Source organism: Streptomyces sp. NPDC048295, from assembly GCF_040652135.1.
In the GTDB taxonomy this organism is placed as follows: domain Bacteria; phylum Actinomycetota; class Actinomycetes; order Streptomycetales; family Streptomycetaceae; genus Streptomyces.
Window position 1 is genome coordinate 17,421 of record NZ_JBEZLL010000003.1, and the last position, 23,424, is coordinate 40,844.

General features: G+C 70.4%; 23 protein-coding genes. 7 read left to right on the plus strand and 16 right to left on the minus strand.

The genetic code is table 11. From position 1 onward, the window contains the following. Entirely contained in the window at positions 1 to 192 is a 192-nt protein-coding gene (locus tag AB0D53_RS04565; RefSeq protein ID WP_362440040.1) for a DUF397 domain-containing protein, read from the plus strand. 22 nt (positions 193 to 214) lie between these two features. On the opposite strand, the gene AB0D53_RS04570 is transcribed toward AB0D53_RS04565, so the two are convergent. The 9 genes from AB0D53_RS04570 to AB0D53_RS04610 form a co-directional block, all read right to left on the minus strand. Next, complete coding sequence (locus AB0D53_RS04570; RefSeq protein ID WP_362440043.1) at positions 215 to 490, minus strand: DUF1877 family protein; 276 nt, start codon at positions 488 to 490, stop codon at positions 215 to 217. After that, complete coding sequence (locus tag AB0D53_RS04575; protein WP_362440046.1) at positions 487 to 810, minus strand: DUF1877 family protein; 324 nt, start codon at positions 808 to 810, stop codon at positions 487 to 489. Before AB0D53_RS04575 ends, AB0D53_RS04570 begins: the two co-directional genes overlap by 4 nt. Beyond that, positions 810 to 2,276 carry a DUF6177 family protein gene (locus AB0D53_RS04580; RefSeq protein WP_362440049.1) on the minus strand — a complete coding sequence of 489 codons (1,467 nt, stop codon included), beginning with the start codon at positions 2,274 to 2,276 and terminating at the stop codon, positions 810 to 812. Before AB0D53_RS04580 ends, AB0D53_RS04575 begins: the two co-directional genes overlap by 1 nt. Positions 2,277 to 2,330: 54 nt before the next feature. Next, a complete protein-coding gene (locus AB0D53_RS04585; RefSeq protein ID WP_329813424.1) occupies positions 2,331 to 2,693 on the minus strand; it encodes a hypothetical protein in 363 nt (120 codons plus the stop codon). 5 nt (positions 2,694 to 2,698) lie between these two features. Then, on the minus strand, positions 2,699 to 4,747 hold the full coding sequence (locus AB0D53_RS04590) for an EndoU domain-containing protein (RefSeq protein ID WP_362440053.1): 2,049 nt from the start codon (positions 4,745 to 4,747) through the stop codon (positions 2,699 to 2,701). A 5-nt stretch (positions 4,748 to 4,752) separates the two neighbouring features. After that, the gene (locus AB0D53_RS04595) at positions 4,753 to 5,151 is read right to left on the minus strand and encodes a DUF6507 family protein (RefSeq protein ID WP_362440056.1); all 399 of its coding nucleotides are present in this window, start codon (positions 5,149 to 5,151) and stop codon (positions 4,753 to 4,755) included. A 377-nt stretch (positions 5,152 to 5,528) separates the two neighbouring features. Then, positions 5,529 to 6,206: a DUF4232 domain-containing protein gene (locus AB0D53_RS04600; RefSeq protein WP_362440059.1), complete on the minus strand. Its 678-nt coding sequence runs from the start codon at positions 6,204 to 6,206 to the stop codon at positions 5,529 to 5,531. A gap of 197 nt (positions 6,207 to 6,403) precedes the next feature. Then, a complete protein-coding gene (locus AB0D53_RS04605) occupies positions 6,404 to 6,937 on the minus strand; it encodes a VOC family protein (RefSeq protein ID WP_362440062.1) in 534 nt (177 codons plus the stop codon). A gap of 82 nt (positions 6,938 to 7,019) precedes the next feature. After that, positions 7,020 to 7,244, minus strand: a complete 225-nt coding sequence (locus AB0D53_RS04610; RefSeq protein ID WP_362440065.1) for a hypothetical protein — start codon at positions 7,242 to 7,244, stop codon at positions 7,020 to 7,022. A gap of 257 nt (positions 7,245 to 7,501) precedes the next feature. On the opposite strand from AB0D53_RS04610, the gene AB0D53_RS04615 reads away from it, so the two are divergent. Then, on the plus strand, positions 7,502 to 7,885 hold the full coding sequence (locus tag AB0D53_RS04615) for a cold-shock protein (RefSeq protein ID WP_072485776.1): 384 nt from the start codon (positions 7,502 to 7,504) through the stop codon (positions 7,883 to 7,885). A gap of 161 nt (positions 7,886 to 8,046) precedes the next feature. On the opposite strand, the gene AB0D53_RS04620 is transcribed toward AB0D53_RS04615, so the two are convergent. From AB0D53_RS04620 to AB0D53_RS04635, 4 genes are read right to left on the minus strand one after another with little or no spacing between them, the layout of a single operon-like run. Continuing rightward, positions 8,047 to 8,916, minus strand: coding sequence for a 1,4-dihydroxy-6-naphthoate synthase (locus AB0D53_RS04620; protein WP_329813420.1), 870 nt, complete (start codon positions 8,914 to 8,916; stop codon positions 8,047 to 8,049). After that, the gene (locus tag AB0D53_RS04625) at positions 8,897 to 9,601 is read right to left on the minus strand and encodes a futalosine hydrolase (protein ID WP_362440069.1); all 705 of its coding nucleotides are present in this window, start codon (positions 9,599 to 9,601) and stop codon (positions 8,897 to 8,899) included. Before AB0D53_RS04625 ends, AB0D53_RS04620 begins: the two co-directional genes overlap by 20 nt. Before the next feature lie 39 nt (positions 9,602 to 9,640). Continuing rightward, positions 9,641 to 10,120, minus strand: coding sequence for a DUF2771 domain-containing protein (locus tag AB0D53_RS04630; protein WP_329813418.1), 480 nt, complete (start codon positions 10,118 to 10,120; stop codon positions 9,641 to 9,643). Positions 10,121 to 10,147: 27 nt separating this feature from the next. After that, positions 10,148 to 11,566: an MFS transporter gene (locus AB0D53_RS04635; protein WP_362440073.1), complete on the minus strand. Its 1,419-nt coding sequence runs from the start codon at positions 11,564 to 11,566 to the stop codon at positions 10,148 to 10,150. Positions 11,567 to 12,024: 458 nt separating this feature from the next. Here AB0D53_RS04635 and AB0D53_RS04640 point away from each other — a divergent pair, with 458 nt between their 5' ends. The 4 genes from AB0D53_RS04640 (at position 12,025) to AB0D53_RS04655 (ending at position 18,629) form a co-directional block, all read left to right on the plus strand. Next, on the plus strand, positions 12,025 to 12,960 hold the full coding sequence (locus AB0D53_RS04640; protein WP_362440076.1) for a DUF3027 domain-containing protein: 936 nt from the start codon (positions 12,025 to 12,027) through the stop codon (positions 12,958 to 12,960). A gap of 448 nt (positions 12,961 to 13,408) precedes the next feature. After that, positions 13,409 to 16,615 (plus strand): molecular chaperone Hsp90, encoded by a 3,207-nt coding sequence (locus tag AB0D53_RS04645; RefSeq protein ID WP_362440969.1) that lies wholly within the window; start codon positions 13,409 to 13,411, stop codon positions 16,613 to 16,615. Between the two features lie 204 nt (positions 16,616 to 16,819). Further along, positions 16,820 to 17,707 carry a calcium-binding protein gene (locus tag AB0D53_RS04650; RefSeq protein ID WP_362440079.1) on the plus strand — a complete coding sequence of 296 codons (888 nt, stop codon included), beginning with the start codon at positions 16,820 to 16,822 and terminating at the stop codon, positions 17,705 to 17,707. 148 nt (positions 17,708 to 17,855) lie between these two features. Next, a complete protein-coding gene (locus AB0D53_RS04655; RefSeq protein ID WP_362440082.1) occupies positions 17,856 to 18,629 on the plus strand; it encodes a DUF5707 domain-containing protein in 774 nt (257 codons plus the stop codon). A gap of 37 nt (positions 18,630 to 18,666) precedes the next feature. Here AB0D53_RS04655 and AB0D53_RS04660 read toward each other — a convergent pair whose 3' ends face one another. Further along, complete coding sequence (locus AB0D53_RS04660; RefSeq protein ID WP_362440085.1) at positions 18,667 to 21,147, minus strand: HAD-IC family P-type ATPase; 2,481 nt, start codon at positions 21,145 to 21,147, stop codon at positions 18,667 to 18,669. Positions 21,148 to 21,257: 110 nt separating this feature from the next. Continuing rightward, the gene (locus tag AB0D53_RS04665; protein WP_362440088.1) at positions 21,258 to 21,554 is read right to left on the minus strand and encodes a DUF2530 domain-containing protein; all 297 of its coding nucleotides are present in this window, start codon (positions 21,552 to 21,554) and stop codon (positions 21,258 to 21,260) included. A gap of 188 nt (positions 21,555 to 21,742) precedes the next feature. Here AB0D53_RS04665 and AB0D53_RS04670 point away from each other — a divergent pair, with 188 nt between their 5' ends. Continuing rightward, a complete protein-coding gene (locus tag AB0D53_RS04670; protein WP_362440091.1) occupies positions 21,743 to 23,197 on the plus strand; it encodes an NCS2 family permease in 1,455 nt (484 codons plus the stop codon). On the opposite strand, the gene AB0D53_RS04675 is transcribed toward AB0D53_RS04670, so the two are convergent. After that, on the minus strand, positions 23,190 to 23,405 hold the full coding sequence (locus AB0D53_RS04675; RefSeq protein WP_093540363.1) for a ribbon-helix-helix protein, CopG family: 216 nt from the start codon (positions 23,403 to 23,405) through the stop codon (positions 23,190 to 23,192). The two genes, AB0D53_RS04670 and AB0D53_RS04675, sit on opposite strands and share 8 nt — an antisense overlap. Positions 23,406 to 23,424: the final 19 nt, after the last annotated feature.

Here is a 23,424-nt window from a genome sequence, read left to right on the forward strand (position 1 = left end):
TTGTCGAGTCACATGTGGCAGAAGTCCTCGTACTGCGGCGAGGGCGAGTCCTGCATACACGTAGCCGTCCCCGCCCCGGGTGCGGTCAGCCTGACCGAGTCCGCCGACCCCACCGGGGCGGTACTCCGCACCACACCCGGTGCATGGGCCGACCTCGTACGTACCCTCAGAGAGGGCCGCTGCCAGGGCTGACTCCCGAAGAGCCTGCGGCCGGTCAGGAGATGTCCTTGATCACGGCGTTTCCGGCTTCGGCCGCGCGGGCGTAGAAGTCGCGCAGGGTCGCGAAGTCGGCGGCGAGGCTGCCGTCTTCGGCCATGGTCGACTCGTGCTCGCTGCCGTCTTCCTTCCGGACGGTCGTGTAGAAGGAGTACACGTACACCTCGTCCAGTAGATCGCAGCGCTCCCGGATCATCTCGTCCAGGTCGATGCCTTGAAGAAATCGGTCGACGGCACGGACCTCGTCCGGCATCAGCAGCAGGAGATTGTTCACCGCAGGCCATGGCCACCGCGGCGCCCGACGATGAGGCCTCCCATGATGACGTCGCAGGCAGGCGGTTCACCGGTAGGGGGAGCGAAATCGACCATGTTGACGTTCTCGCACCCGGTCAGCAGCGTGTGGATCGCATCCCAGGTACGTGTGATGCATGTCGACTCCAACGTGCGCAGCAGGGATCCGGGCCGGTGACGGTCGTCGTCGGAGTTCCACTCGTCGCAAACCCGCTCCCTGCCCGCGTCCGGCCCTTCCGGGTGGTCCAGCAGTTGCAGGATTTCTGCGTTCTCGTGCCGGGTGATTCCCATCCAGAAGCCCACTAGCAGTTCCTTTGACGCAGAGGCGCTGCGTAGCTCGCCGGAGTGGTTTGCGTGCCTGCCGCGGACTCGCCTGCCTGGTTCGTCTGCCGGGTGCCATTCACATGGTCGTTGATCTGCCGCAGGCGCTGCCAGGCGGCGGGATCGGTGCCGTCGCCGAGCGCGTAGTGCAGGGCAGGCCGGGCGGCAGGGCCGAGCCGGGTCGGGGCGAAGGGGGTGCGGTCCGCGTCGAGTTCGGCCACGGCGCCGGGGCCGAGGGTGAAGGAGAGCGGTACCGGGGGTGGCTCGTGGTGGGCGGGGGTGGTCAGATCCGCGCGTGCGGTGCGCAGTTGGCCGATCATCGTGGCGAGGTTGTGCCTGGCGGCCAGGGATTCGGCCAGTTCAGGCATGGCGGCCACCGGGGCGTGCTGATCGGCGCGGTAGCCGACGGCCAGCGTGATGTGCTCCTCGACGCCGAGGTGGGTGCGGGCGATGCGCACGGTGGCGATCGCCGGGTGGTCGGGGGTGCCGATCGCGACGGCCCAGGTGGGCAGGGACTGCTGGGCGCGGGTGCGGGCCAGATCGGTCAACTGCCTTGGTGACCAGAGAACGCTGACGGGTTCGGAGGTTGCCCATCCGGCGGGCGGGGCTCCGGTGAGTGTGCGCCAGGCCTGTTCCAGGGCGCCGCCCAGGACGAGATGCTCGTCGGCGGGGTGGACCGTACGGATGGAGAGCAGCAGTTGCCGTTCGCCTTCGGTGCCAGGGCGGGGCCGGAAGGCCTCCGCGACCTGGGGCCTGTCGTCGGCGGCGTGGGTGAATCGCCCGCCGTGCCAGTGCAATACGGTCCCGGAGAGTCCGTCGTAGTAGCCGCATTCGGGGTCGCTCACGACCCAGCGGGAGGGGAGCCCGTCCAGCAGCGTGCGGGCAGGGAAGGTGAGCCGGGTGCTGGGCGGGGTGACGAGCTGGAGTTCGCGTCCGGTGCGGGCCGCGTTGCGCACCACGTCGGTCAGCCAGGTCGTGGCAGCGATCATGGGGCGGCCCTGGATGACGACGGCGGCCTTCTCGGTGAGCAGGTCGACGCCCAGGGGGGTCGCTTCCGCGACGGCCTCGGCGAGATCGGCCACGACATCGGTATGACCGGCCTCGCGCGGCCAGACCTCGCCCCCGTGCACGGCGACCAGCCGCCCGGCGACCGACCCGGCCAGCCGCGCGGCCCCCTCCACAGAACTGGTCGCCCGCGCCTCGGTCCACCACACGGGCGACTCCGCGTACACGTCCGGCCCGAGCAACCGGGCCACCTCGCCCGGTACTTGGACGTACCGGGGCGCCTCGACCGACACCAGCGCCTGCCCGGCAGCCGTGCACAGTTGAGCGACCGACCCGTCGCCCGCCCGGTTCACGAGCAGATCGGGACCGCCGGCGAGGAGCCCGGCCAAGAGCGTCTTGGTGTCCGGCATCTGCGGGGTGAGGGCTATGACGTCCTGGGTCATGTGCTGCTCCTGAAGCGCGGTTCGGCGGGGCAGACTCGGCTTGGTGAGCCGGATTCAGTCATCACTTCTGGCAGGTGAAAGGAACTCGTGGAAAGCGCGAATAGCGCAGAGAAATTCTGACTCCGGGAGTGTGATCGTCTCGAATTGACCATACTGAGACTCGATGGTCACCTTGCCCGCACCTGAAAGTGTTGCCACGGTCGCGTTGAAGGAAACGCCGTTGGGTTCCTCCGGATAGCGCCTCTCGATCTCCCTCCACTCCGACATGAGCCATTCCGTGGAGTGGATATTGCGCACGTCGTCGAAATAATTGGAAACAGCGTCGTTGATGGAGCTGTCGAAGTCGGGGTGGTTGGCGACGATGAAATCGTCTTCGTCGTACGAGAAGGACCACTGGTCTTTGGCTGGAAAAATCAATTACCTCACCCGCCGGGGAAGAACGTAGTCATGCTGCCCTTGTTGAACAACCCGACAACTCGCACCCCGTCATACGTGATCTTCGCTTTGCCCTTCTTCAAGGGTGCCTCTTCCAGGTTCCGGGCCACCTCGGCAATGTCCTTTACCGTCCAGTGCTCCGGAAAGAAAGTATGCTGGGTGCTCACTTTTTGCAACCAGTCCCCGTTGTCGGCACGCATTACTATTTGAGCATTGATGGTGTTGTCGGGATTCTTTCGGATCGTATCAGGGATAATTTTTCGGTCGGGCATCCCTTCGTCGAATGCGTGCCAGCCCTGTGGTTTGAAGTCCTTCACCTCGCCGAAGAGAACATGGTTCATGGCCTCCTTCGGCACTCCGTAGCGTCGCGACAACTCTTCCGCTACCTTGCCTCGTGCTGAGGGAGGGACAGCCGACAGGGGGTGCTCCCCAGCCAGGAGCTGGTCGGTGAATTCGTTGAGATCGCGAGTGGGTGCACCCGGGCGACCCGCGCCGGAGGGATCGGCAGCCCCGTCGCCGTTGCCGGACTCCGCGCCGTTGTTGCGATCAACGGTCTCACGCCTGGAATCAGCCCCGTGGTCGCCATCACCGGTTCCGTGACCAGGCACTGCCTCGCCCCGTGCAGTGCCTGCTGTATGTGATGAACCGCTCCCACCACCCGCGTCATGGCCGCCGCGCGGCGGCAGCCCGTCGCCCGCGTGGGCGGTCGCTCCGGGCGCGCGTCCTCCCACGCCGACCGGCTCGCGGTCGCCGTTCGGCCGGCCTGCGCCCCGTTCGGCGGCGGAGGGTTCGTGCCTGGCCGGATCCAGATTGGGTTTGCCGTCGGGGTCGAGGGGGACGAACTTGCCGTCCTTGTCGACCCGGTAGCGGCTGTCGAGGTCGAAGGTGCCGTCGGGGAACCTGGTCTTCGGTATCTGGAGGTGGTCGCTGACGTTGGCCAGGACCTGGGAGACCTTGGGCAGGCCCGAAAGCGCCTTGGCGGCCTTGAACGTGCCGGAGAGGGGGTCGAGGGCGTCGCCGATCTTCGCCATGGTGCCGGCGGCCTTCGCGATCGTGCCGCCCTTGCCGAGCTTGGCGGCAGCGGCAAAGGGGCCGGTGGCGAGGGTGAGGATGTTGAAGGAGACCACGGCGTGGGCGCGAGCCGGATCCTCGTTCGCCATGTCGTACGCGATGAACTGCTTGCCGAACTCCTTCGCGTACGGCTTGCTGTCGCGCTGCCAGTCGGACAGGTGCTCGTCCTGCCCGAACAGGTCCATGCCGTAGGCGTAGCCGCCGACGGCGGTGCGCCGCAGACCGTCCCATGCCTGGTCGCGGGCCTCGCCGCCATGGAAACCGATCAGGGTGCCCAGACCGTCGATGCCGCCCCAGATGCTGTCCTTGGCTATGCCGTCCCACGCCCAGCTCTTGGCTCCGTGCCCCCACCACTCCAGGCTCCAGCGCTCATAGGTGCGTCCCTCGGGGCTGCCCCAGGGCAGGTCCTTCATGTCCTTGAGCGCGCCGGCGCTCTGGCCGTACATGCCGAGGCCGTGGGTGCCGTCGTCGGTGATCCACGCAGGGCGGCATGCCCCCGGGCTGATCGCGTTGATCTTGTTGGCCGCGTTGCGTTCGGCCTCCTGGAAGCCCTCGCACGCAGCCGCCACGCCGTCCATCAATGCCTGGTGCGCGTCGGTCTTCTTCTCGTCCTCGGTCCAGTCGTCATCGCCCCGGACGCTGTCGACGAAGCCGATCGCATCCAGCTTCAGCTGCTTGAGACGGTCGGCGTGCGGCTTGGCCTCGTGGATGAACGTGTCCAGGGCATCGGCGAGCGACTCGATGTTCCCCGCGAATTCGTCGGCCGTGTCCATGACCGGCCGGGTGGAGGAGAACAGCTTCTCGGCCTCGGGGGCCTTGTAGTACGCGGCCGTCGCCTGGAAGCGGGAGTGGATGTCCCTCCCGCCGTTCCGGATGCCCGTGGCATGCGTACGCAGAGCGGACGCGGCCTTCTCCAACTGACCGAAGTCACCGGTGTACTGGGGTATCCCACCCGGTTCGATCACGGCGGCTACTCCCCGCCCCCGTGGCCGGTCTTCTGCCCGACCGCCCTGATCTCGGCGGGAGTCGGGGCCTTCGCCGCCTCGCGCTGGGCGCGGGCGGCCATGGCCAGATCACCCTCGATGTACTCGGTGGTGGCCTTGACGGTGCCGTCCATCGACTTCTTCGTGCGGGCGGCCATGAACCTGATCCGCTGCTGGGTGTCCGAGATGAAGTTCGCCACCGCGGCGCCGACCGGTCCCGCCGGTGCCTCGCCGCAGTACGGTCCGCTGATCGTCCCCGCGTGCAGCGCGGCGTCCTCCACGCTCTCGCCGTAACCCCTGACGCCCTTGCTCAGGTCGTCGGCGGCCAGCCCCACCAACGACAGAACGGATTCCACCCCGCTCGGCCTGATGTCCCACCCCGTCATGCCGTCCCCCCGCGTCCCCGGCCGATACATCTCGTCGACTGCGCCCGGCAGCACGCATGCCGCCGGCGACAAGATCTTCATCTGTATCAAGCGGGAAGTAGCAATGGCAACGCACTTCAAGCCAATCGCGCGTTGGATCGGGTACGCAGTGTTGCCATGTGGGTGCGATGGGCGAGATGGGTTGCCGGAGCCGGGTGGTTACCTGCCCTCCCTCTCCGGCGCCGTTCGGGGTGGTGATGGCCGGGCGGCGCGGTGGAGTGAGCAACTACGTTTGCGCTCGGGAATTGAGAGTGTGGTGAAGCGCGGGAAACGATGCGAGAGCACCGCCGTGCCTGGGCCCGCGGCTCGCCGCCCCGGGCCGCGAGCCGCGGGTGCGCTCAGTCGAAGGGGACGGCGTCCGCCGGGGAGGTGTGCCAGTTGGTGACGACCGGGCTGTCGACGGTGATGGTGCCGACCCGCAGGGAGACCGGGTCGGAGTCCTCGTCACCGATGGCGACGATGATGCTGTCGAGTTCCTTGCCGCCGTCCGCGTTGGTGGTCTTGGGGTTCACCCCGGCGTAGGCGGTGGTGTTTCCGCTCAGTGTGATCTGCTCGCCGACTGCCTGCTCCGCGGGGCCCGCCTCGGTGCCGTCGGAACCGAAGGCCACGGTCGGGAGCGCGGCGGGCAGGACGCAGGTGATGCCCGACTTCGCCTTCGCGGTGATCAGGATGTATCCGCCTGCCTGGGTCTCGGACTTGGTGCTCCAGGAGATGTCGTTGGCGCCGCAGACCTGCCCGACCTGCTCCCGCTCGCCGTTGCCGGTGTCCGCGCCGGAGCCCTCCCTGTCCGTGGTCCCCTTGCCCGCCGTGTCGGAGCCCTGGGTGGAACCCTTGTCCGTGCCCTGACCGCTGTTCGCGGCGGACGAGCCGGACGAGCCGTTCGGGGTGGCGGACGAGGAATTCTGCGCGGCACCGGTGTCCGTGGCCGCGTCCGTGTCCTGGCATGCCGTCATCAGCATGGCGCCGCCCACGAGTGCCGCGGAGACGAGGAGGGCCTTGCGACGGTTGCCGAACATGAAATCCCCTTGGTGATCAGTGACTGAGGCCGAAGCGGAGTCGGCTTCCCGGTGCTTGCCTGATCACTATGAGGGGCTGTGCGCCGCAAGGACCCTGGAGTCTTCGTTCCAGGACAACGCTGTCGCAGACCAGTGACATGATCACGACGCCGGACCGGTGACGCCCGCTTTGCAGGTGGCGGCCGGACGCATGCCGGTCAGCCGGTGGTCCTGACGGGTGCGCTGCCGCGTCCCTGGCGCCGGCCGCTCAGCTCGGCGTCGAGGGTCTCCTGAGCCACGCGCATGGCCTCGGCGTACACGGGAGTCCGCAGTCGCTTCCACATCTCGTCCTCGGAGATGTCCTCGACGCGGCTGACCACCCACCAGATGTTGCCGAACGGGTCCTTGATCCGCCCTCCACGCTGACCGAAGGCGTCGTCCACCAGAGAAGTGACGACCTGGCCGCCGACTGCGACGGCCCCGGAGAACGCCTCGTCCGCGTCGGTGACGAACACGCGCAACAGGCTCGGCATGGTGGGCCAGTCGGCGCGACGGTCGAAGGCCAGCACGACGGTGTCGCCGACCCGGATCTCACCGTGCCCGATCGAGCCGTCCTCGGTCGACACCCGCGCGAGCTCCTCACCGCCGAACGCCTGGGTGACGAAGTCGAGGAACGCCCCGGTGTCATCGGTGACGACCCAGGGCGCAACGGTGGTGTAGCCCTCTGGCGCGGTGCTGGTCTGCTCGGGCATCGCGGTCCTCTCGTCGCTGTTGCCTGCCGACAGCGACGGTAGGGGCGATATAGGTCCGGCTCCGTCCTACTGGCCCCCGGCCCTACCGCTTCGCGGACCCCGCCCGTACCGACCGGACCACGCCCGCCGCCGCGATCAGGAAGCCGACGCCCATCAGCATGCACAGCGACCAGGCGATGGACGGGAGCGGGTGGGTGCCGAGGAAGAGGGGGGCCATGGTGGCCAGGGTGGACAGCGCGCCGATGAAGAAGACGATCGCGCCGATCCGGACCAGCCGGTCACCGGCGCCAGAAGGTGTAGTACTCACCCCGCCAGGGTAGTTCCCGGCAGCGGCGGACGACCCCGCGGCCGACCCGGCGGGCGACCTCGCGGTCAACCCGGCGGTGACCGGCGTGCGCGGCAGGCGCCGTTTCCGGACAGAGTCCGGATGACCAGGCTTGACGAGGGGTACCCCCCCTGGGGAGGCTGCTGCCAGCAGGGGAGCACCACCACTGGATAGCCTGACCTGCTGAGGATTTGTTCCGGCATACAGGTTGCATACGGGTTCGAGATGGGGTGCGTGCTTTGCCGACTGGCAAGGTCAAGTGGTTCAACAGCGAGAAGGGCTTCGGCTTCCTCTCCCGCGACGACGGCGGCGACGTCTTCGTGCACTCCTCCGTGCTTCCCGACGGTGTCGATGCCCTCAAGCCGGGCCAGCGCGTCGAATTCGGGGTCGTCGCAGGTCAGCGTGGGGACCAGGCGCTCTCGGTGGCGATCCTGGACCCGACCCCGTCCGTCGCGGCCGCACAGCGCCGCAAGCCGGACGAGCTCGCGTCCATCGTGCAGGACCTGACCACCCTGCTGGAGAACATCACGCCGATGCTGGAGCGGGGCCGGTACCCGGACAAGGCGGCCGGCAAGAAGATCGGCGGCCTGCTGCGCGCGGTCGCCGACCAGCTGGATGTCTGATCCCGCTCGATGTCTGAATCCGGGTCTGAATCCGGGTGACGTCCGGCCTTGACCGACGTCTGCCCCCGATCTACCTCTGATCCCGGGGGATGTCTGATTCCGGGCGTTTTCCGACCTCGCTCGGCGTCTGATCCCGGGCGCGGCCCGGGACGAACGTGCGGTCAGACGAACGACAGCGCGTCGGGGCCGAGGGGCGGTACCAGCCCCTCGGCCGCCGCGCGGGTCAGCAGTCCGCGGATCGCCGCGTAGCCGTCCTCGCCGAGGTCGGCCGTGAACTCGTTGACGTACAGCCCGATGTGCTGGTCCGCCACGGCCGGGTCCATCTCCTGGGCGTGCTCCAGCACGTACGGCCGGGACGCCTCCGGGTCGTCCCAGGCCATCCGTACCGAGGTGCGCACCGACTCGGCGAGCAGCTTCAGCGTGTCCGCGCCCAGCGACCGCTTGGCGATGATCGCGCCGAGCGGGATCGGCAGCCCGGTCGTCTCCTCCCAGTGCCGGCCCATGTCGGCGAGGTTGTGCAGCCCGTAGTTCTGGTACGTGAACCGGGCCTCGTGGATGACGAGACCGGCGTCCACCTTCCCGTCGCGCACGGCGGGCATGATCTCGTCGAACGGCATCACGACGATCTCGCCGACACCGCCCGGCACCACCTCGGCCGCCCAGAGGCGGAACAGCAGATAGGCGGTGGAACGCTCGCTCGGTACGGCGACGGTCCGGCCCGTCAGGTCGGTGTCCGCCCCGTCCCTCGTGAGGACGAGCGGGCCGCAGCCCCGGCCCAGCGCCCCGCCGCACGGCAGCAGCGCGTACTCGTCGAGCACCCACGGCAGCACCGCGTACGAGACCTTCAGGACGTCGAGCTCACCGCGCTCGGCCATTCCATTGGTGAGATCGATGTCCGCGAAGGTGACATCGAGGGCGGGCGCGCCGGGGACCCTTCCGTGCGCCCAGGCGTCGAAGACGAAGGTGTCGTTCGGGCACGGCGAGAAAGCGATCCGCAGCGGGGCCGACGGGTCAGAAGTCGTTTCGGTCATGGTGGGTCCAACCTTCCAGTACGGGTACGAGCTTCCCGAACGCCTCGGTGAGCGCGGCCAGCGCGTCGCCGATGCGCCAGGCGTCCCGGTCGCGCGGGCCGACGGCGTTCGAGACGGCCCTGATCTCCAGGACGGGCACGCCGACGCGGTCGGCGGCCTCCGCGACCCCGAAGCCCTCCATGGCCTCGGCGGCGGCCGAGGGGTGCGTGGCGAGCAGGGCGGCGGCGCGGTCGGCGGAGCCGGTCACGGTGGAGACGGTGAGGATTCCGGCGGTGAGCGCGCCGGTGGCGGCGGCCACGTCCCGTACCCGTGCGGGCGGTGGGGTGAACCGGTCGCGTCCGAAGCCAAGGCCGGTGACGGGCACGAAGCCCTCGGGGGTCTCGGCGCCCAGATCGGCGGCGACGATCCCGCTCGCGACGACGAGCGAGCCGACCGGGGCGACGGGGGCGAATCCGCCGCCGATACCGGCCGAGACGACGAGGCCGTACGGTCCGGAGGCGAGGCCGAAGGCCGTCGCGGCGGCCGCGGCGGCCGGTCCCGCGCCGCCCGCCAGGACGTCGAAGGGGCCCGCGCGGTGGATCTCCGCGCCCGGGACCCGACGCACCTGCGCCTCGGGGATGTCCCCGCACGCACGCGTGACCGCGTCCCGTTCTGCGGGGACAGCGGTCACGACGAGCACACGCACGGGGCAGCCTCCGAGGCGCTGGAGAGGATCAGAAGGGCGTCAGGAGGACTTCTTCAGTTCGAAGTGCCAGATGCCGGTCAGCTGCTTGCCGTTGGTCTCCACGATGCTGATCTGCGTCTTGTCCGTGGTCTCGCCGGTCTGGCTGGAGAAGAAGGCGCTGCCCGGGATGGACCGGTAGGTCTTCTTGTACGGCTCCTGCTCGGCCTGCTGGCCGTTGATGAACAGGGTCCAGCCGTTGTCCGCGATCTCCGGGTCGACGCCGAAGCGGACCTTGTCGTCCATCGCGACCTCGACGGACTTCTCCGCCTTCTTGTTGAGACAGCTCTGGTACTCGGACTTCTTGAGCGGCTTGCCGTCGTTGTAGCAGGTGGCCTCGGAGCTCACCGAGTTGCCGCCGACCGTTACGGTCGCGAGCGGCGTCGGCTTGTCGCAGGCGGAGAGGACGAGGAGTCCCGCGGACACGGCACCAAGAGCGACGCCGATTCGGCGGCCCTTACCGGAGAAGAACGCAACGGTCATGGGCCGAAGGCTATCGGTCGCCGAGGTTCACGCCACGCGGGGGTGTGGCGAGCCGCGTCGCGCGGCGCCCAGCAGACCCCTTACGGACGTTGCGGCGCCGAGGGCGAGGATGCCCGCGGCGACCGACATGCCCAGTACGCCGTTGAGGGGGAGGAGGATGCCGATGCCGCCGCCGACCACCCAGGCCATCTGGAGCAGGGTCTCGGAGCGGGCGAACGCGGAGGTGCGCACCTCTTCGGGCACGTCGCGCTGGATCATCGCGTCCAGCGAGAGCTTCGACAGGGCCAGCGTGAAACCCGCGGTGGCGCTGAGCGCGGCGACCATGACCGTGCTGAAGAAGAGCGCGGCGAGCACGGCGACGCCCAGGGCCAGGGTCAGCATCGAGACGACGATCACCTCGGGGCCGCGGGCCCGCAGCCAGGAGCCGACCGCCGTGCCGGACGCGTTGCCCACGCCGGCCGCGACACCGACGATGCCGAGCGAGACGGCGGCGCTCTGCCCGGGGAACGGATGCTCGCGCAGCAGGAACGCCAGGAAGAAGATCAGGAAGCCGGAGAGGGCGCGGTGCGCGGTGTTGGCCTGGAGCCCGTTCAGCACGGACGGGCCCACGGACCGCAGACCGGGCCGCTTCTCGCCGTTGCGCTCCCGGCCCCGGGCCCGGCCCTTCCGGGGCTCCCTCGCCCCGGATCCGGGGGCCGCCGTGCCGTGCGGCGGCACCAGCTGGGCCTTCCGCTCGCCCTTCGCGGAGTCGACCTTGTGCGGCAGCGTGAAGGCGAGAACCGTCCCGCCGATGAAGATCAGGCACGCGCCGTACAGCGGCCAGCCGGAGCCGAGGGTCTGCAGCCCCGCCCCGACCGGGGCCGCGATCCCGGTCGCCAGCAGCCCGGCGAGCGTGACCCGGGAGTTCGCCTTCACCAGGGAGAAACGCGGTGGCAGCAGACGCGGCACCACCGCGCTGCGCACCACCCCGTACGCCTTCGAGCAGACCAGGACGCCCAGCGCGGCCGGATACAGCTCCAGGCCGCCGGTGGCGACCGCGCCGGACATGGTGAGCGCGAGCACCGCGCGGGCCAGCATCGCGGCGGCCATCGCGGCGCGCCGGCCGTGCGGCAGCCGGTCCAGGAGCGGGCCGATCACGGGGGCGAGGAGCGTGAAGGGCGCCATGGTGATGGCGAGGTAGAGGGCGACGCGGCCGCGGGCCTCGTCCGTCGGCACGGAGAAGAACACCGTCGACGCGAGCGCGATCGTGATCATCACGTCGCCCGCGCCGTTCACGGCATGCAGTTCGATCAGTTTGCCGAGCCCGGACTCCCCGGCGCCATGGGCGTACGTCGCCTTCCGGATGCCCCTCGCGGTGCCGGTGAACGGCTGGTGGAGAGCATGGCCGATCACCCGGCCCGTCCTGCGGAGCGGGCCGGGCCCCTCGTGCGACCTGGCGGAAGTCACCCCGTCATAGTGCCCCAGTAGCGGTGGTGGCGAACCGGCATCGGCGCGGGACGCGGTGCACTCCGCCCTGTCGGGTCAGCGGTCCGCCCGCCCGGGGCCGTGACCGTCCGACAGCCGCCGAGGGAGGTCTCCCCAGCGGATTCGACAGGGATTCACGAGGGATTCGCAGCGGGATTCGCCGAGGACACGACACCGGATACGGCCTCGTTTGGGACGGGCAGGTGGGCGGGGGGCGGCGGAGAGGGTAGCGTGCGTAGCGCGCCACCGGCGGTTGTTCTCGGCCGCGCGCCTCTCGGCGATCCCGCAGAATGGATTGCAGAAGGTGCGCCCGAGGCAGGCAGCAACGGGTGTGGACGTCGACGCGGCCCTCTGGTCCGCTCCGCCCGCATCCGTCATGGCCGAAACCGATGGATGTGCTGGCGCGCTCGTGAGACTGGCGTAGGAGAGAAGCGAGACCTGTGAGTGCTGCGACGACGCGAAGCCGTACGGCCCGTACCCCCGTTCCCGACCGTCTGTGCGCCGAGGCGGTAGACCTGGCCCGCGCGGCGGCCGAGGAGGCAGCCGCGCCGGGGATCGTCGGTGAGCATGTGGGCGTGGTCTCCGAGGGAGACCGGGTCGTCACGCACTTCTTCGAGTGCAAGGAGCCCGGCTACCGGGGCTGGCGCTGGGCGGTGACCGTCGCGCGGGCCTCCCGCGCGAAGTACGTCACCCTCGACGAGACGGTGCTGCTGCCCGGCAGCGACGCGCTGCTCGCCCCGGAATGGGTGCCGTGGAGCGAGCGGCTGCGCCCCGGCGACATGGGGCCGGGCGATCTGCTGCCGACCGAGGCGGACGACATCCGCCTGGAGCCCGGCTACACCGGCGAGGACGAGCCGCCGCCGAACTCCGCGGTCTCCGAGATGTCGCAGGAGATGGCCGACCTCGTCGACGCGGAGGACGCGGAGCTGACGACCCGCCCCGCGACGACGGGCCGGGGCTCGATCGCGGCGCTCGCGGACGAGCTCGGCATGCGGCGGGCGCGGGTGCTGTCGCGGTACGGGTTGCACGCGGCGGCCGACCGGTGGGACGAGGCGTTCGGCGCGAAGACGCCCATGGCGCAGGCAGCCCCGGCCTCGTGCGTCACCTGTGCCTTCCTGGTGCCGCTGGCGGGTTCGCTGCGGCAGGCGTTCGGGGTGTGCGCGAACGAGTTCGGTCCGGCGGACGGGCGGGTCGTGTCGCTGTCGTACGGGTGCGGTGGGCATTCGGAGGCGGCGGTGATGCCGAAGCCGCCGAAGCCGGCGCCGCACGCGCTGGACACGATGCAGGTGGACGAGTACCCGTTGCGGCCGGCCCGGGACTCCGGCTCGGTCCCGGCGGAGGCGGACGCGCCGACGGAGGACCTCGGCCACTCGTAGGCGGTGACCGGGGGCGGGGGGCTTCCCGCAGGGCACGCGGTGCTCCGGCGGGCCGGGTCCGCCCTCGATCGCCGGGCGGGCTTGGTTCTGCTGCTCGTCCGGGGGGTTTCGTGTCTGCTCGGCGAACGGGCTTGTCTTCGGTTGCCGGGCGGCTTGGTTCTGCCGTTCGTCCGGGGGTTTCGTGCTTGCTCGGTGAACGGGCTTGTCTTCGGTTGCCGGGCGGCTTGGTTCTGCCGTTCGTCCGGGGGGTTTCGTGCCTGCTCGGCGAAAGGGTCCGTCCTCGGTCGCCGGGCGGGCTCGATTCTGCCGACCGTCCGCCGCCACGGGCCCGAACCGGCCGATGCGCTGTTCCGCCGTCCACGTACGGCGCGAGGACCCGGTACCTTCGGGCGCACACTTGGCGGCATGGGCAGTGCGTAACCGGAAAGAGCGGAGTCAGAGCGTGAGCATGAATGCGACCGAGGGGGCCGACCCGTTCGGGACCGCGCGGCTGCGGCGCGGTGTGCTCGACGCCTGGGGCGCCGGCCCCGCCAGGTTCCGCGAGGACGCCAATGCCGAGGAGGACCTCGCGCTCGGCGGCTACCGCGACCGCCTCGTCGTCGAACTGGCGCAGAACGCCGCCGACGCCGCCGCCCGCGCGCAGGTCCCCGGCCGGCTCCGCCTCACCCTGCACCCGGCGACCCCGGACACCCCCGCGGTCCTCGCCGCCGCCAACACCGGCGCGCCCCTCGACGCCACCGGCGTGGAGTCGCTCTCCACGCTGCGCGCCTCCGCCAAGCGCGAAGGGCACGAAGGCGCCGTCGGCAGGTTCGGCGTCGGGTTCGCCGCCGTGCTCGCGGTCAGCGACGAGCCCGCCGTCGTCGGCCGGCACGGTGGTGTCCGCTGGTCCCTCGCCGAGGCCCGCGACCTCGCCGCCCGGACGGCCGTCGCCAGCCCCGGCCTCGGCGACGAACTGCGCCGCCGCGACGGCCACGTACCGCTGCTCCGCCTCCCGCTGCCCGCCGAGGGCACCGCACCCGACGGGTACGACACCGTCGTGGTCCTCCCGCTGCGCGACGGCGGCGCCGAGGACCTCGTGCTGCGGCTGCTCGACGCCGTCGACGACGCCCTGCTGCTCACCCTGCGCGGCCTCGACGAGATCGTGATCGAGACCCCGGGCACCGTACGGACACTGCGCCGCACCGAGCACGGCCCGTACACCCACGTCGAGGACTCCGCGCACGGCACCAACCGCTGGCGCACCGTCACCCACCACGGCCCCGTCGAGCCCGCCCTGCTCGCCGACCGTCCCCGCGAGGAACGGCTGCGCCCGCACTGGTCGGTCACCTGGGCGGTCCCGGTCGACACGGAGGGCGCCCCGGCGCGCCCCCGCACCCTCCCCGTCGTCCACGCGCCGACGCCCACCGACGAACCCCTCGGCATCCCCGCGCTGCTCATCGCGTCGCTGCCGCTGGACACCGCCCGCCGCCACTTCGCGCCGGGACCGCTCACCGACTTCCTGGTGCAGCGCGCCGCCGACGCGTACGCCGAACTGCTCGCCGGCTGGCAGCCGGTCTCCGTCGACACCATCGACCTCGTACCGGGACCGCTCGGCAAGGGCGAACTGGACGGTGCGCTGCGCGGCGCGATCCTGGAACGGCTGCCGCGCGTCGCGTTCCTGGCGCCCGCCGCCCCGCGCGACACCACCGCCGAGGCGGACCGGTGGGACAGCTGGGACGTGGCGGCGGACGGCCTCCCCGGGGCGGCCACCACCGCGCTGCGGCCCATCGAGGCCGAGGTGCTGGAAGGCGTCGGCGCCGAGACCGTACGGGTGCTCGCCGAGGTACTGCCGTGTCTGCTGCCCGCCGGGCTGGAACGCCGCAGCGAGCTGCGCACCCTCCAGGTCGCCCGGGTCCCGCTGACCGAGGCGATCGACCGGCTCGCCGGTCTGGAGCGCGACCCCGGCTGGTGGCGGCGGCTGTACGACAGCCTGTCCGGCATCGACCCGGACCGCCTCTCCGGCCTGCCCGTACCGCTGGCCGGGACCGCGGAGAGCGCGGACCCCGGGACCCCCGCCGTGCCCCGCACCACCATCGGACCCCGCCAGGTCCTCCTCCCGCTCCCCGACGCGGCCGCCGGTCCGGTGCTGGAGCGCCTGGCCCGGCTCGGGCTGAAGGTCGCCCACCCGGACGCCGCCCATCCGCTGCTGGAGAAGCTGGGCGCCCTGCCCGCCACCCCGCGCGCCGTGCTGACGACCCCGCAGGTGCGGGCGGCCGTCGCCGGTTCGCTGGACGCGGGCGAGATCTGGGACGAGGACGCGCTGGACGGCGACGAGCTCGCCGAGACCGTCCTCACCCTCGTCCGGGACGCCGATCTGGCACCCGGCGACGAGCCCTGGCTCGGTGCGCTCGCCCTCCCCGACGAGGACGGCGAACCGGCCCCCGCAGGGGAACTCGTGCTGCCCGCAAGCCCGTTCGCGGCCGTCATGCGGGAGGGCGAACTCGCCCTCTGCGACCAGGAACTGGCCGACCGCTGGGGCGAGCAGCCGCTCACCGCCTGCGGGGTGCTGGCCACCTTCGCCCTCGTACGGGCCACCGACGTCGTACTGGACCCGGACGAACTGGAGCCGCGCGAGGGCGACTTCGCCGAACCCGACGACGCCGGTCTGCTGGACGCCGTGGACGTGTGGTGCGAGGACATCCTCGACCAGCTGCCCGACACCCCCGTACCGCCGGTCGCCACCGAGATCGTCGCCGTCCGCGACCTGGACCTGGTCGACGACGACGCCTGGCCGCAGGCGCTCGCCATGCTCGCCCGGCCGCCGCTGCGCGACGCGCTGACCCAGCCGGTGCGGGTGCTGCTGCCGGACGGCACCACGCAGTCCGTCCGCCCCTACACGGCCTGGTGGCTGCGCGACCACCCGGTGCTCGACGGCCGGCGCCCCGCCGGGCTGCGGGCCGCGGGCGGCGACCCCCGGCTGGCCGGGCTGTACGACTCCGCCGACGCGACCGGGTTCGACGACGCGCAGGTGCTGCGCGCCCTCGGCGTACGGACCTCCGTGGCCGCCCTGCTCGACGAGCCGGGCGGCGCCGCCGAACTCCTCGGCCGGCTCGCGGACGAGGACCGCCCGGTCGGCCCCGTACAGCTGCACTCCCTGTACACGGCGCTGGCCGACCTCGACCCGGAACAGGTCACGCTGCCCGACGAGCTGCGAGCCGTGGTCGACGGCGAGGCGCGGGTCGTCGACGCGGCGGACGCCGTGATCGCGGACGCCCCCGATCTGCTGCCGCTCACCGAGGGGCTCCCGCTGCTCCCGGTCGCCCCGACGCGCGCCGCGGAACTGGCCGAGCTGTTCCAGGTGCGGAGGCTCGGCGAGAGCATCGAGGCGGAGGTGTCGACGGAGGGCGAGGAACACCAAGTGCCGGACGCGGTACGGGTCCTGCTCGGCGCCGGTACCCCGGACGTGTACGTCGAGCACGGCGAGCTGCGCGCGGGCGGCGTCGAACTGGACTGGCGCCGCACCCCCGACGGCACCGTGCACGCCGCCACGCTGGAGGGTGTCGCGGCGGGTCTGGCCTGGGCCGCGGGGCAGTGGCCGCGCCGCTTCGAGGTCGCGGCGCTGCTGGAGGACCCCTCCCGTACGGAGGAACTGGCCCGGGACCGCTGGTTCGACTGACGGGCGCTCACGCGCACCGGTGGCGGGCACTCACGTGCGCCGGGGTACCTCCACGGAGGGATCTTCGCAAGAAGTTCATCTCCGTGTACAACCCTTCACATGCGTCACGGGTCTGGTTTGACGAGTCAGCAGACTCACTGTCCGAACCAGCCCCGCCCGTGGCGCTTCACGTGCCCGCGGGGCCTTTCTCCACTGGGGAAACACATGCGTATTCGTGCCACCGTGGCCGCCGTCTCCGGCGCCCTGGCCCTGTCTGCTCTGGCTGTCCCGGCCGCGCTCGCCGGTGACCACTCCGTTCCGAACCTGAACAAGCCGACGTCGGGTGCCGAGGCCTTCGGCACCGCCGCCGCCCGGGGCGTCTCGAAGGCCGCCGCGGCCACCGCCGCCGACGCGTCGGAACCCGTCATCTCCAAGGTCGTCGTCAACGGCGGCAAGGACGTCGTCCTGGGCACCACCGCCAAGAAGACGATCTCCATCTCCGTCACCGCCTCGCACGCCACCGGTGTCGTCGACGTCTACGCCGACCTGTGGCACGGCACGAACCCGACGTCGGAGAACACCATCGACGGCGCGATCCTGCCGAACGAGGACGTGTCGAAGTGCACCAAGGTCAACGCCACGACCTCGACGTGCAAGCTGACGTACACGATCGACCCGCGCTACGACCTGTACAAGAACTCCCTGGCCGGCACCTGGCACGTCTCCGCGGGCGCGCTCGCCGGTAACCAGATGGACATCGCCTACACCGACTTCTACAGCACCGCCCGGGTCCAGCGGCTGTCGAAGCTGACCGTCAACGCCTCGCCGGAGCCGGTGAAGAAGGGCAAGACGATCACGGTGACGGGGAAGCTGTCGCGGGCGAACTGGGAGGACCACGCGTACCACGGTTACGCGACGCAGTCGGTGAAGCTCCAGTTCCGCAAGAAGACCAGCTCCACGTACACCACGGTGAAGACGATCAAGTCGAGCAGTGTCGGGAACCTGAAGACCACGGTCAAGGCCTCGGTCGACGGTTACTGGCGTTACAGCTTCGCGGGTACGTCCACCACCCCGGCCGTCACCACCGCCGGTGACTTCGTCGACGTGAAGTAACGACGTGAAGTAGTTCCATCCGGCCGCATCCGGCCACCTGTGATCACCCGTGAGCAGCGGGATCCCTCCGCGAGGGGTCCCGCTGCTCACGCATCCCGCCCCGTGCATCCCATCCGGCCCCCAAGGCCTTTCTCCACGGAGAAACCCCATGCGCATACGTGCCACTGTCGCCGCAGCCTCCGGCGCCCTGGTCCTGTCCGCCCTCGCCGTCCCCGCCGCGCACGCGGCATCGGCCGACCCCGTCATCTCCAAGGTCACCATCAACGGCGGCAAGAGCACCGTCCTGGGGGTGACGGCACCGAGGACCATCACCGTCTCGGTCACCGCCTCGCACGCCTCCGGCATCGAATCCGGCTGGCTGATCCTGTGGCACGGCAAGGACCAGGACGAGGGCATGGACGGCGCCCTGCTGCCGAACGAGGACGAGGCGACGTGCAAGGCCGCGAGCGCGACCACCAGCACCTGCTCCCTCACCATCACCGTCGACCCCAGGGTCGACCTGCCGAAGAACGTGCTCGCGGGTTCCTGGCACGTCCTCGCGGGCGCCGAGGCCAAGGACGGCTCCAGCTACTACTCCGACTTCGCCGCCACCACGAACGTCCAGCGCTACTCGAAGCTGACCGTCAACGCCTCGCCGGAGCCGGTGAAGAAGGGCAAGACGATCACGGTGACGGGGAAGCTGTCGCGGGCGAACTGGGAGGACCACGCGTACCACGGTTACGCGACGCAGTCGGTGAAGCTCCAGTTCCGCAAGAAGACCAGCTCCACGTACACCACGGTGAAGACGATCAAGTCGAGCAGTGTCGGGAACCTGAAGACCACGGTCAAGGCCTCGGTCGACGGTTACTGGCGTTACAGCTTCGCGGGTACGTCCACCACCCCGGCCGTCACCACCGCCGGTGACTTCGTCGACGTGAAGTAACGGCGCGGGGCGACAGGGGGGCGGAGGACCGCCCCCCCTACGCCGGGAAGCGTCGGCTGACCAGCCGCCAGGCGTACTCCAGGCCGGCCGACGCCACCACCGCGATGCCCACGGCGGCCCACGGCATCGTCGTCCCGACCAGCTTCAGCGCGAAGAAGTCCTGGAGCCACGGCACCACCAGCACGACCAGGAACGCCAGCCCCATCGCCAGCACCAGGCCGATCCGCCACCAGGTGTACGGGCGGGCGATGATCGCCAGCACCCACATCGAGACCAGGAAGAGCGTGAGCGTGGCCGCGCTGGTCTCCGCTTCGAGGGCGCCCGTGCCGGTGTAGTGGTGCCGGGCGATCAGATACGTCACGAAGGTGGCGACGGCCGCGATGACGCCCGACGGGATCGCGTACCGCATGACCCGGCGCACGAAGTGCGGGTGCGCCCGCTCCTTGTTGGGGGCCAGGGCCAGGAAGAACGCCGGGATGCCGATCGTCAGCGTCGACAGCAGGGTCAGATGGCGCGGCAGGAACGGGTAGTCGACCTGGAAGCAGACCACCAGGACCGCCAGCAGCACCGAGTAGACCGTCTTGGTCAGGAACAGGGTGGCGACCCGGGTGATGTTGCCGATCACCCGGCGGCCCTCGGCCACGACGGACGGCAGCGTCGCGAAGCTGTTGTTCAGCAGCACGATCTGGGCGACGGCCCGGGTCGCCTCGGAGCCCGAACCCATGGAGACGCCGATGTCGGCGTCCTTCAGCGCCAGCACGTCGTTGACGCCGTCACCGGTCATGGCGACGGTGTGGCCGCGGGACTGGAGAGCGGCGACCATGTCCCGCTTCTGCTGCGGGGTGACCCGGCCGAAGACCGCGTTCTCCTCCATGGCCGTGGCCATGTCGTCCGGATCGGTGGGCATCCGGCGCGCGTCCAGGGTGTGCTCGGCGCCGGGCAGCCCCAGCTTTCCGGCGACGGCGCCGACGGAGACCGCGTTGTCGCCGGAGATGACCTTCGTGGCGACCCGCTGGTCGGCGAAGTACGCCAGGGTCTCCCCGGCGTCGGGCCGCAGCCGCTGCTCCAGGACGACCAGGGCGCTCGGCACGGCACCGGCCGCGATGTCCGGCCCGTCGAGCACACCCTCGGCGCGGGCCAGCAGCAGCACCCGCAGCCCCTGCTCGTTGAGCTGCTCGATCTCGGCGAGCGCCGGGTCCTGCTCGGGCAGCAGCACATCGGGGGCGCCGAGCAGCCAGGACGACTCCCGGCCGCCGCCCTCGTCGAAGGCGGCGCCGCTGTACTTGCGGGCCGAGGAGAACGGCAGCGCCTGCGTGCACCGCCACTGCTCGCCGTCCGGACAGGCGTCGACGATGGCCTGGAGGCTGGCGTTGGGCCGCGGGTCGGACGAACCGATGGCGCCCAGCACACTGCGTATGTACGTGTCGTCCGCCCCGCCCAGCGTCCGCACCTCGGTGACGTCCATGCCGCCCTCGGTGAGGGTGCCGGTCTTGTCCAGGCAGACGACGTCGACCCGGGCCAGGCCCTCGATGGCGGGGAGCTCCTGCACCAGGCACTGCTTGCGGCCGAGCCGTACGACACCGATCGCGAAGGCGACCGAGGTGAGCAGCACCAGGCCCTCGGGGATCATCGGGACGATGCCGCCGACGGTCCGGGCGACCGACCCCTTGAAGTCGTTGTCGTTGACGACGAGCTGGCTGATGATCAAGCCGATGGCGGTCGGCACCATCATCCAGGTGACGTACTTGAGGATCGTGGAGATGCCGGTGCGCAGCTCGGACTGGACGAGGGTGAAGCGGGACGCCTCCTCGGCGAGCTGCGCGGCGTAGGCCTCGCGGCCGACCTTGGTGGCGGTGAAGGCGCCGCCGCCGGCGACGACGAAGCTGCCGGACATCACCGGGTCGCCGGGGTGCTTCAGCACCGGGTCGGCCTCGCCGGTGAGCAGCGACTCGTCGATCTCCAGGCCGTCGGCCTCGGCGACCGTGCCGTCCACGACGGCCTTGTCGCCGGGGCCCAGCTCGACGAGATCGCCGAGGACGATCTCGGAGGTGGAGATCTCGGCCGCGACCCCGTCCCGCCGGACCGTGGGTTTCGCCTCGCCGATGACCGCGAGGCTGTCCAGGGTCTTCTTGGCCCGCCACTCCTGGATGATGCCGATGCCGGTGTTGGCGATGATCACGAAGCCGAAGAGGCTGTCCTGGAACGGCGCGACGATCAGCATGATCAGCCAGAGCACGCCGATGATCAGGTTGAAGCGGGTGAAGACATTGGCGCGGACGATCTCGCGCAGCGAGCGGGACGAGCGGACGGGTACGTCATTGACCTCGCCGCGGGCGATCCGCTCGGCCACCTCGGCCGCACTCAGCCCGCGTGGGTCCACTGCCGGGGCGGGCAGCCTCACCGGGTGGACCGGGTCGAGCTCGGCCCCGGCGTCGATCATGGCCGAGCCGGGGGGGCCGGTGGAGCCGTCTGCTTCGGGAGTCTGCTCACCGAAGGAATGGGGTGCCCGCTGCGTCATGGTTTCGACGGTACGGGGCGATGGTCCGGTTCACCCACTGAGGGGTCCGAAGATCAGACCGGGGGAGGAGGGGAATGGTCCTGTGGTGGTACGGGACCGCCGCGTCGCCCCTAGGCAGTGGCGCCCTTCCCGGTGTCGGGGCCCTCGGCGGACGCCTCGGCGGCTGCGGCCGCCCGCTTGATCGCGGCGTCACGTCCCCGCACGTACCAGATGCCGATCAGGCCGAGCCCCGCACCGGCCAGACAGGTCCACACCCACCACAGGTGGCCGTGGTCGTCGAACCAGTTGTAGAACGGGATCTGGACCAGGAAGAGGACGAACCAGAGGATCGTGCCGCCGGTGATGGTGGCGACGACGGGCCCCTCCAGGGGCTCGGGTGCCTCGTGCTTCGGTGTCCACTTCGCCATGGCCTCAGTGTATGGGGCCCCCGTACGAAGGGTCCGCGGCCAGGGCGGCCCAAGGGTCTACGCGCGGAGATAGCGATCTTCGCCTTATGTATTCATACTGAATCTGCTTACGGCTGACTCGAATTATTCGTGTGAAAGTCCAAAGCTGACCACTTTCATTCCCCCTCTACGCACGACTGAGGTCATACATGTCCCCCTCGGCCACCGCTCCGGTCGACGCCAAGCAGCCCCCGGCTCCCCAGCCGCAAGGCGGCCTGGATCGTTACTTCAAGATCTCCGAGCGGGGGTCGTCTGTCGCGCGCGAGATCCGCGGCGGATTCGCCACGTTCTTCGCAATGGCGTACATCATCGTGCTGAATCCGATCATTCTCGGTAGCGCGAAGGACATGTACGGCCATCAGCTCGACAGTGGCCAGTTGGTCACCGCCACGGTGCTGACCGCCGCGTTCTCCACGCTCCTGATGGGCGTCATCGGCAATGTGCCGATCGCGCTGGCGGCCGGCCTCGGCGTCAACACCGTCGTGGCCCTCCAGCTCGCCCCCCGGATGAGCTGGCCGGACGCGATGGGCATGGTCGTCCTCGCGGGCATCGTGGTGATGCTGCTGGTCGCGACGGGCCTGCGGGAACGTGTGATGCACGCCGTGCCGACCTCGCTCCGCAAGGGCATCGCGATCGGCATCGGCCTCTTCATCCTGCTGATCGGCCTGGTCGACTCGGGCTTCGTCTCCCGGGTCCCGGACATCGCGCACACCACCGTGCCGCTCCAGCTCGGCGGCGACGGCCACCTCAACGGCTGGCCGGTCCTGGTCTTCATCCTCGGCGCGCTGCTCACCCTCGCGCTGATCGTCCGCAAGGTGCCGGGCGCGATCCTGATCTCCATCGTCGCGATGACGGTCGTCGCGATGATCATCGACGCGGTGGCCGACCTGCCGGGCCAGGCCTGGGGTCTGACCGTCCCGCAGTGGCCGGGCAATCCGGTCGCCACCCCGGACTTCGGGCTGATCGGCAAGGTCAGTCTGTTCGGCGGCTTCGACAAGGTCGGTCTGCTCACCGGCATCCTGTTCGTCTTCACCGTGCTGCTGTCCTGCTTCTTCGACGCGATGGGCACCATCCTCGGGGTCGGCGACGAGGCGAAGCTGACGGACAAGGACGGCAACTTCCCCGGCATCAACAAGGTGCTCTTCGTGGACGGCATCGCGGTCGCCGCGGGCGGTGCGAGCTCCGCCTCCGCGGGCACCTGCTTCGTGGAGTCCACGGCGGGTGTCGGCGAGGGTGCCCGCACCGGCTTCGCGAGCATCGTGACGGGCCTGCTGTTCACGGTGGCGCTGTTCCTGACGCCACTGGCGACGATGGTGCCTTCGCAGGCGGCCACCCCCGCGCTGCTGGCGGTGGGCTTCCTGATCATCTCGGGCTCGGTGCGGGACATCGACTGGAGCGACTACACGCTCGCCATCCCGGCCTTCCTGGCCATGGTGATGATGCCGTTCACGTACTCGATCACCAACGGCATCGGCATCGGCTTCATCGCCTTCTCCGTGCTGCGCGTGGCGGCCGGACGCTGGCGCGAGGTGCCGGTGCCCATGTACGTGGTGTCGGCCGTCTTCGTCTTCTACTACGCGATGCCGGCCCTCGGCCTCACGTGACCTCTTCGGTCCTGATCCCCGCGGTCCCCTCGGGGCCGTAGAACCTCTCCGTCTCGTCGACGGCCGCCTTGAAGCGCTCGTCGAAGTCATCGCGAATGAGCGTCCGGACGACATAGTCCTGGACGCTCATTCCGCGTTTGGCGGCATGCTGCCGGAGCCGGTCGAGCAGCTCACCGTCTATCCGCAGGCTGAGCACAGTCGATCCCATGGCAAGCAGGGTTACGGCC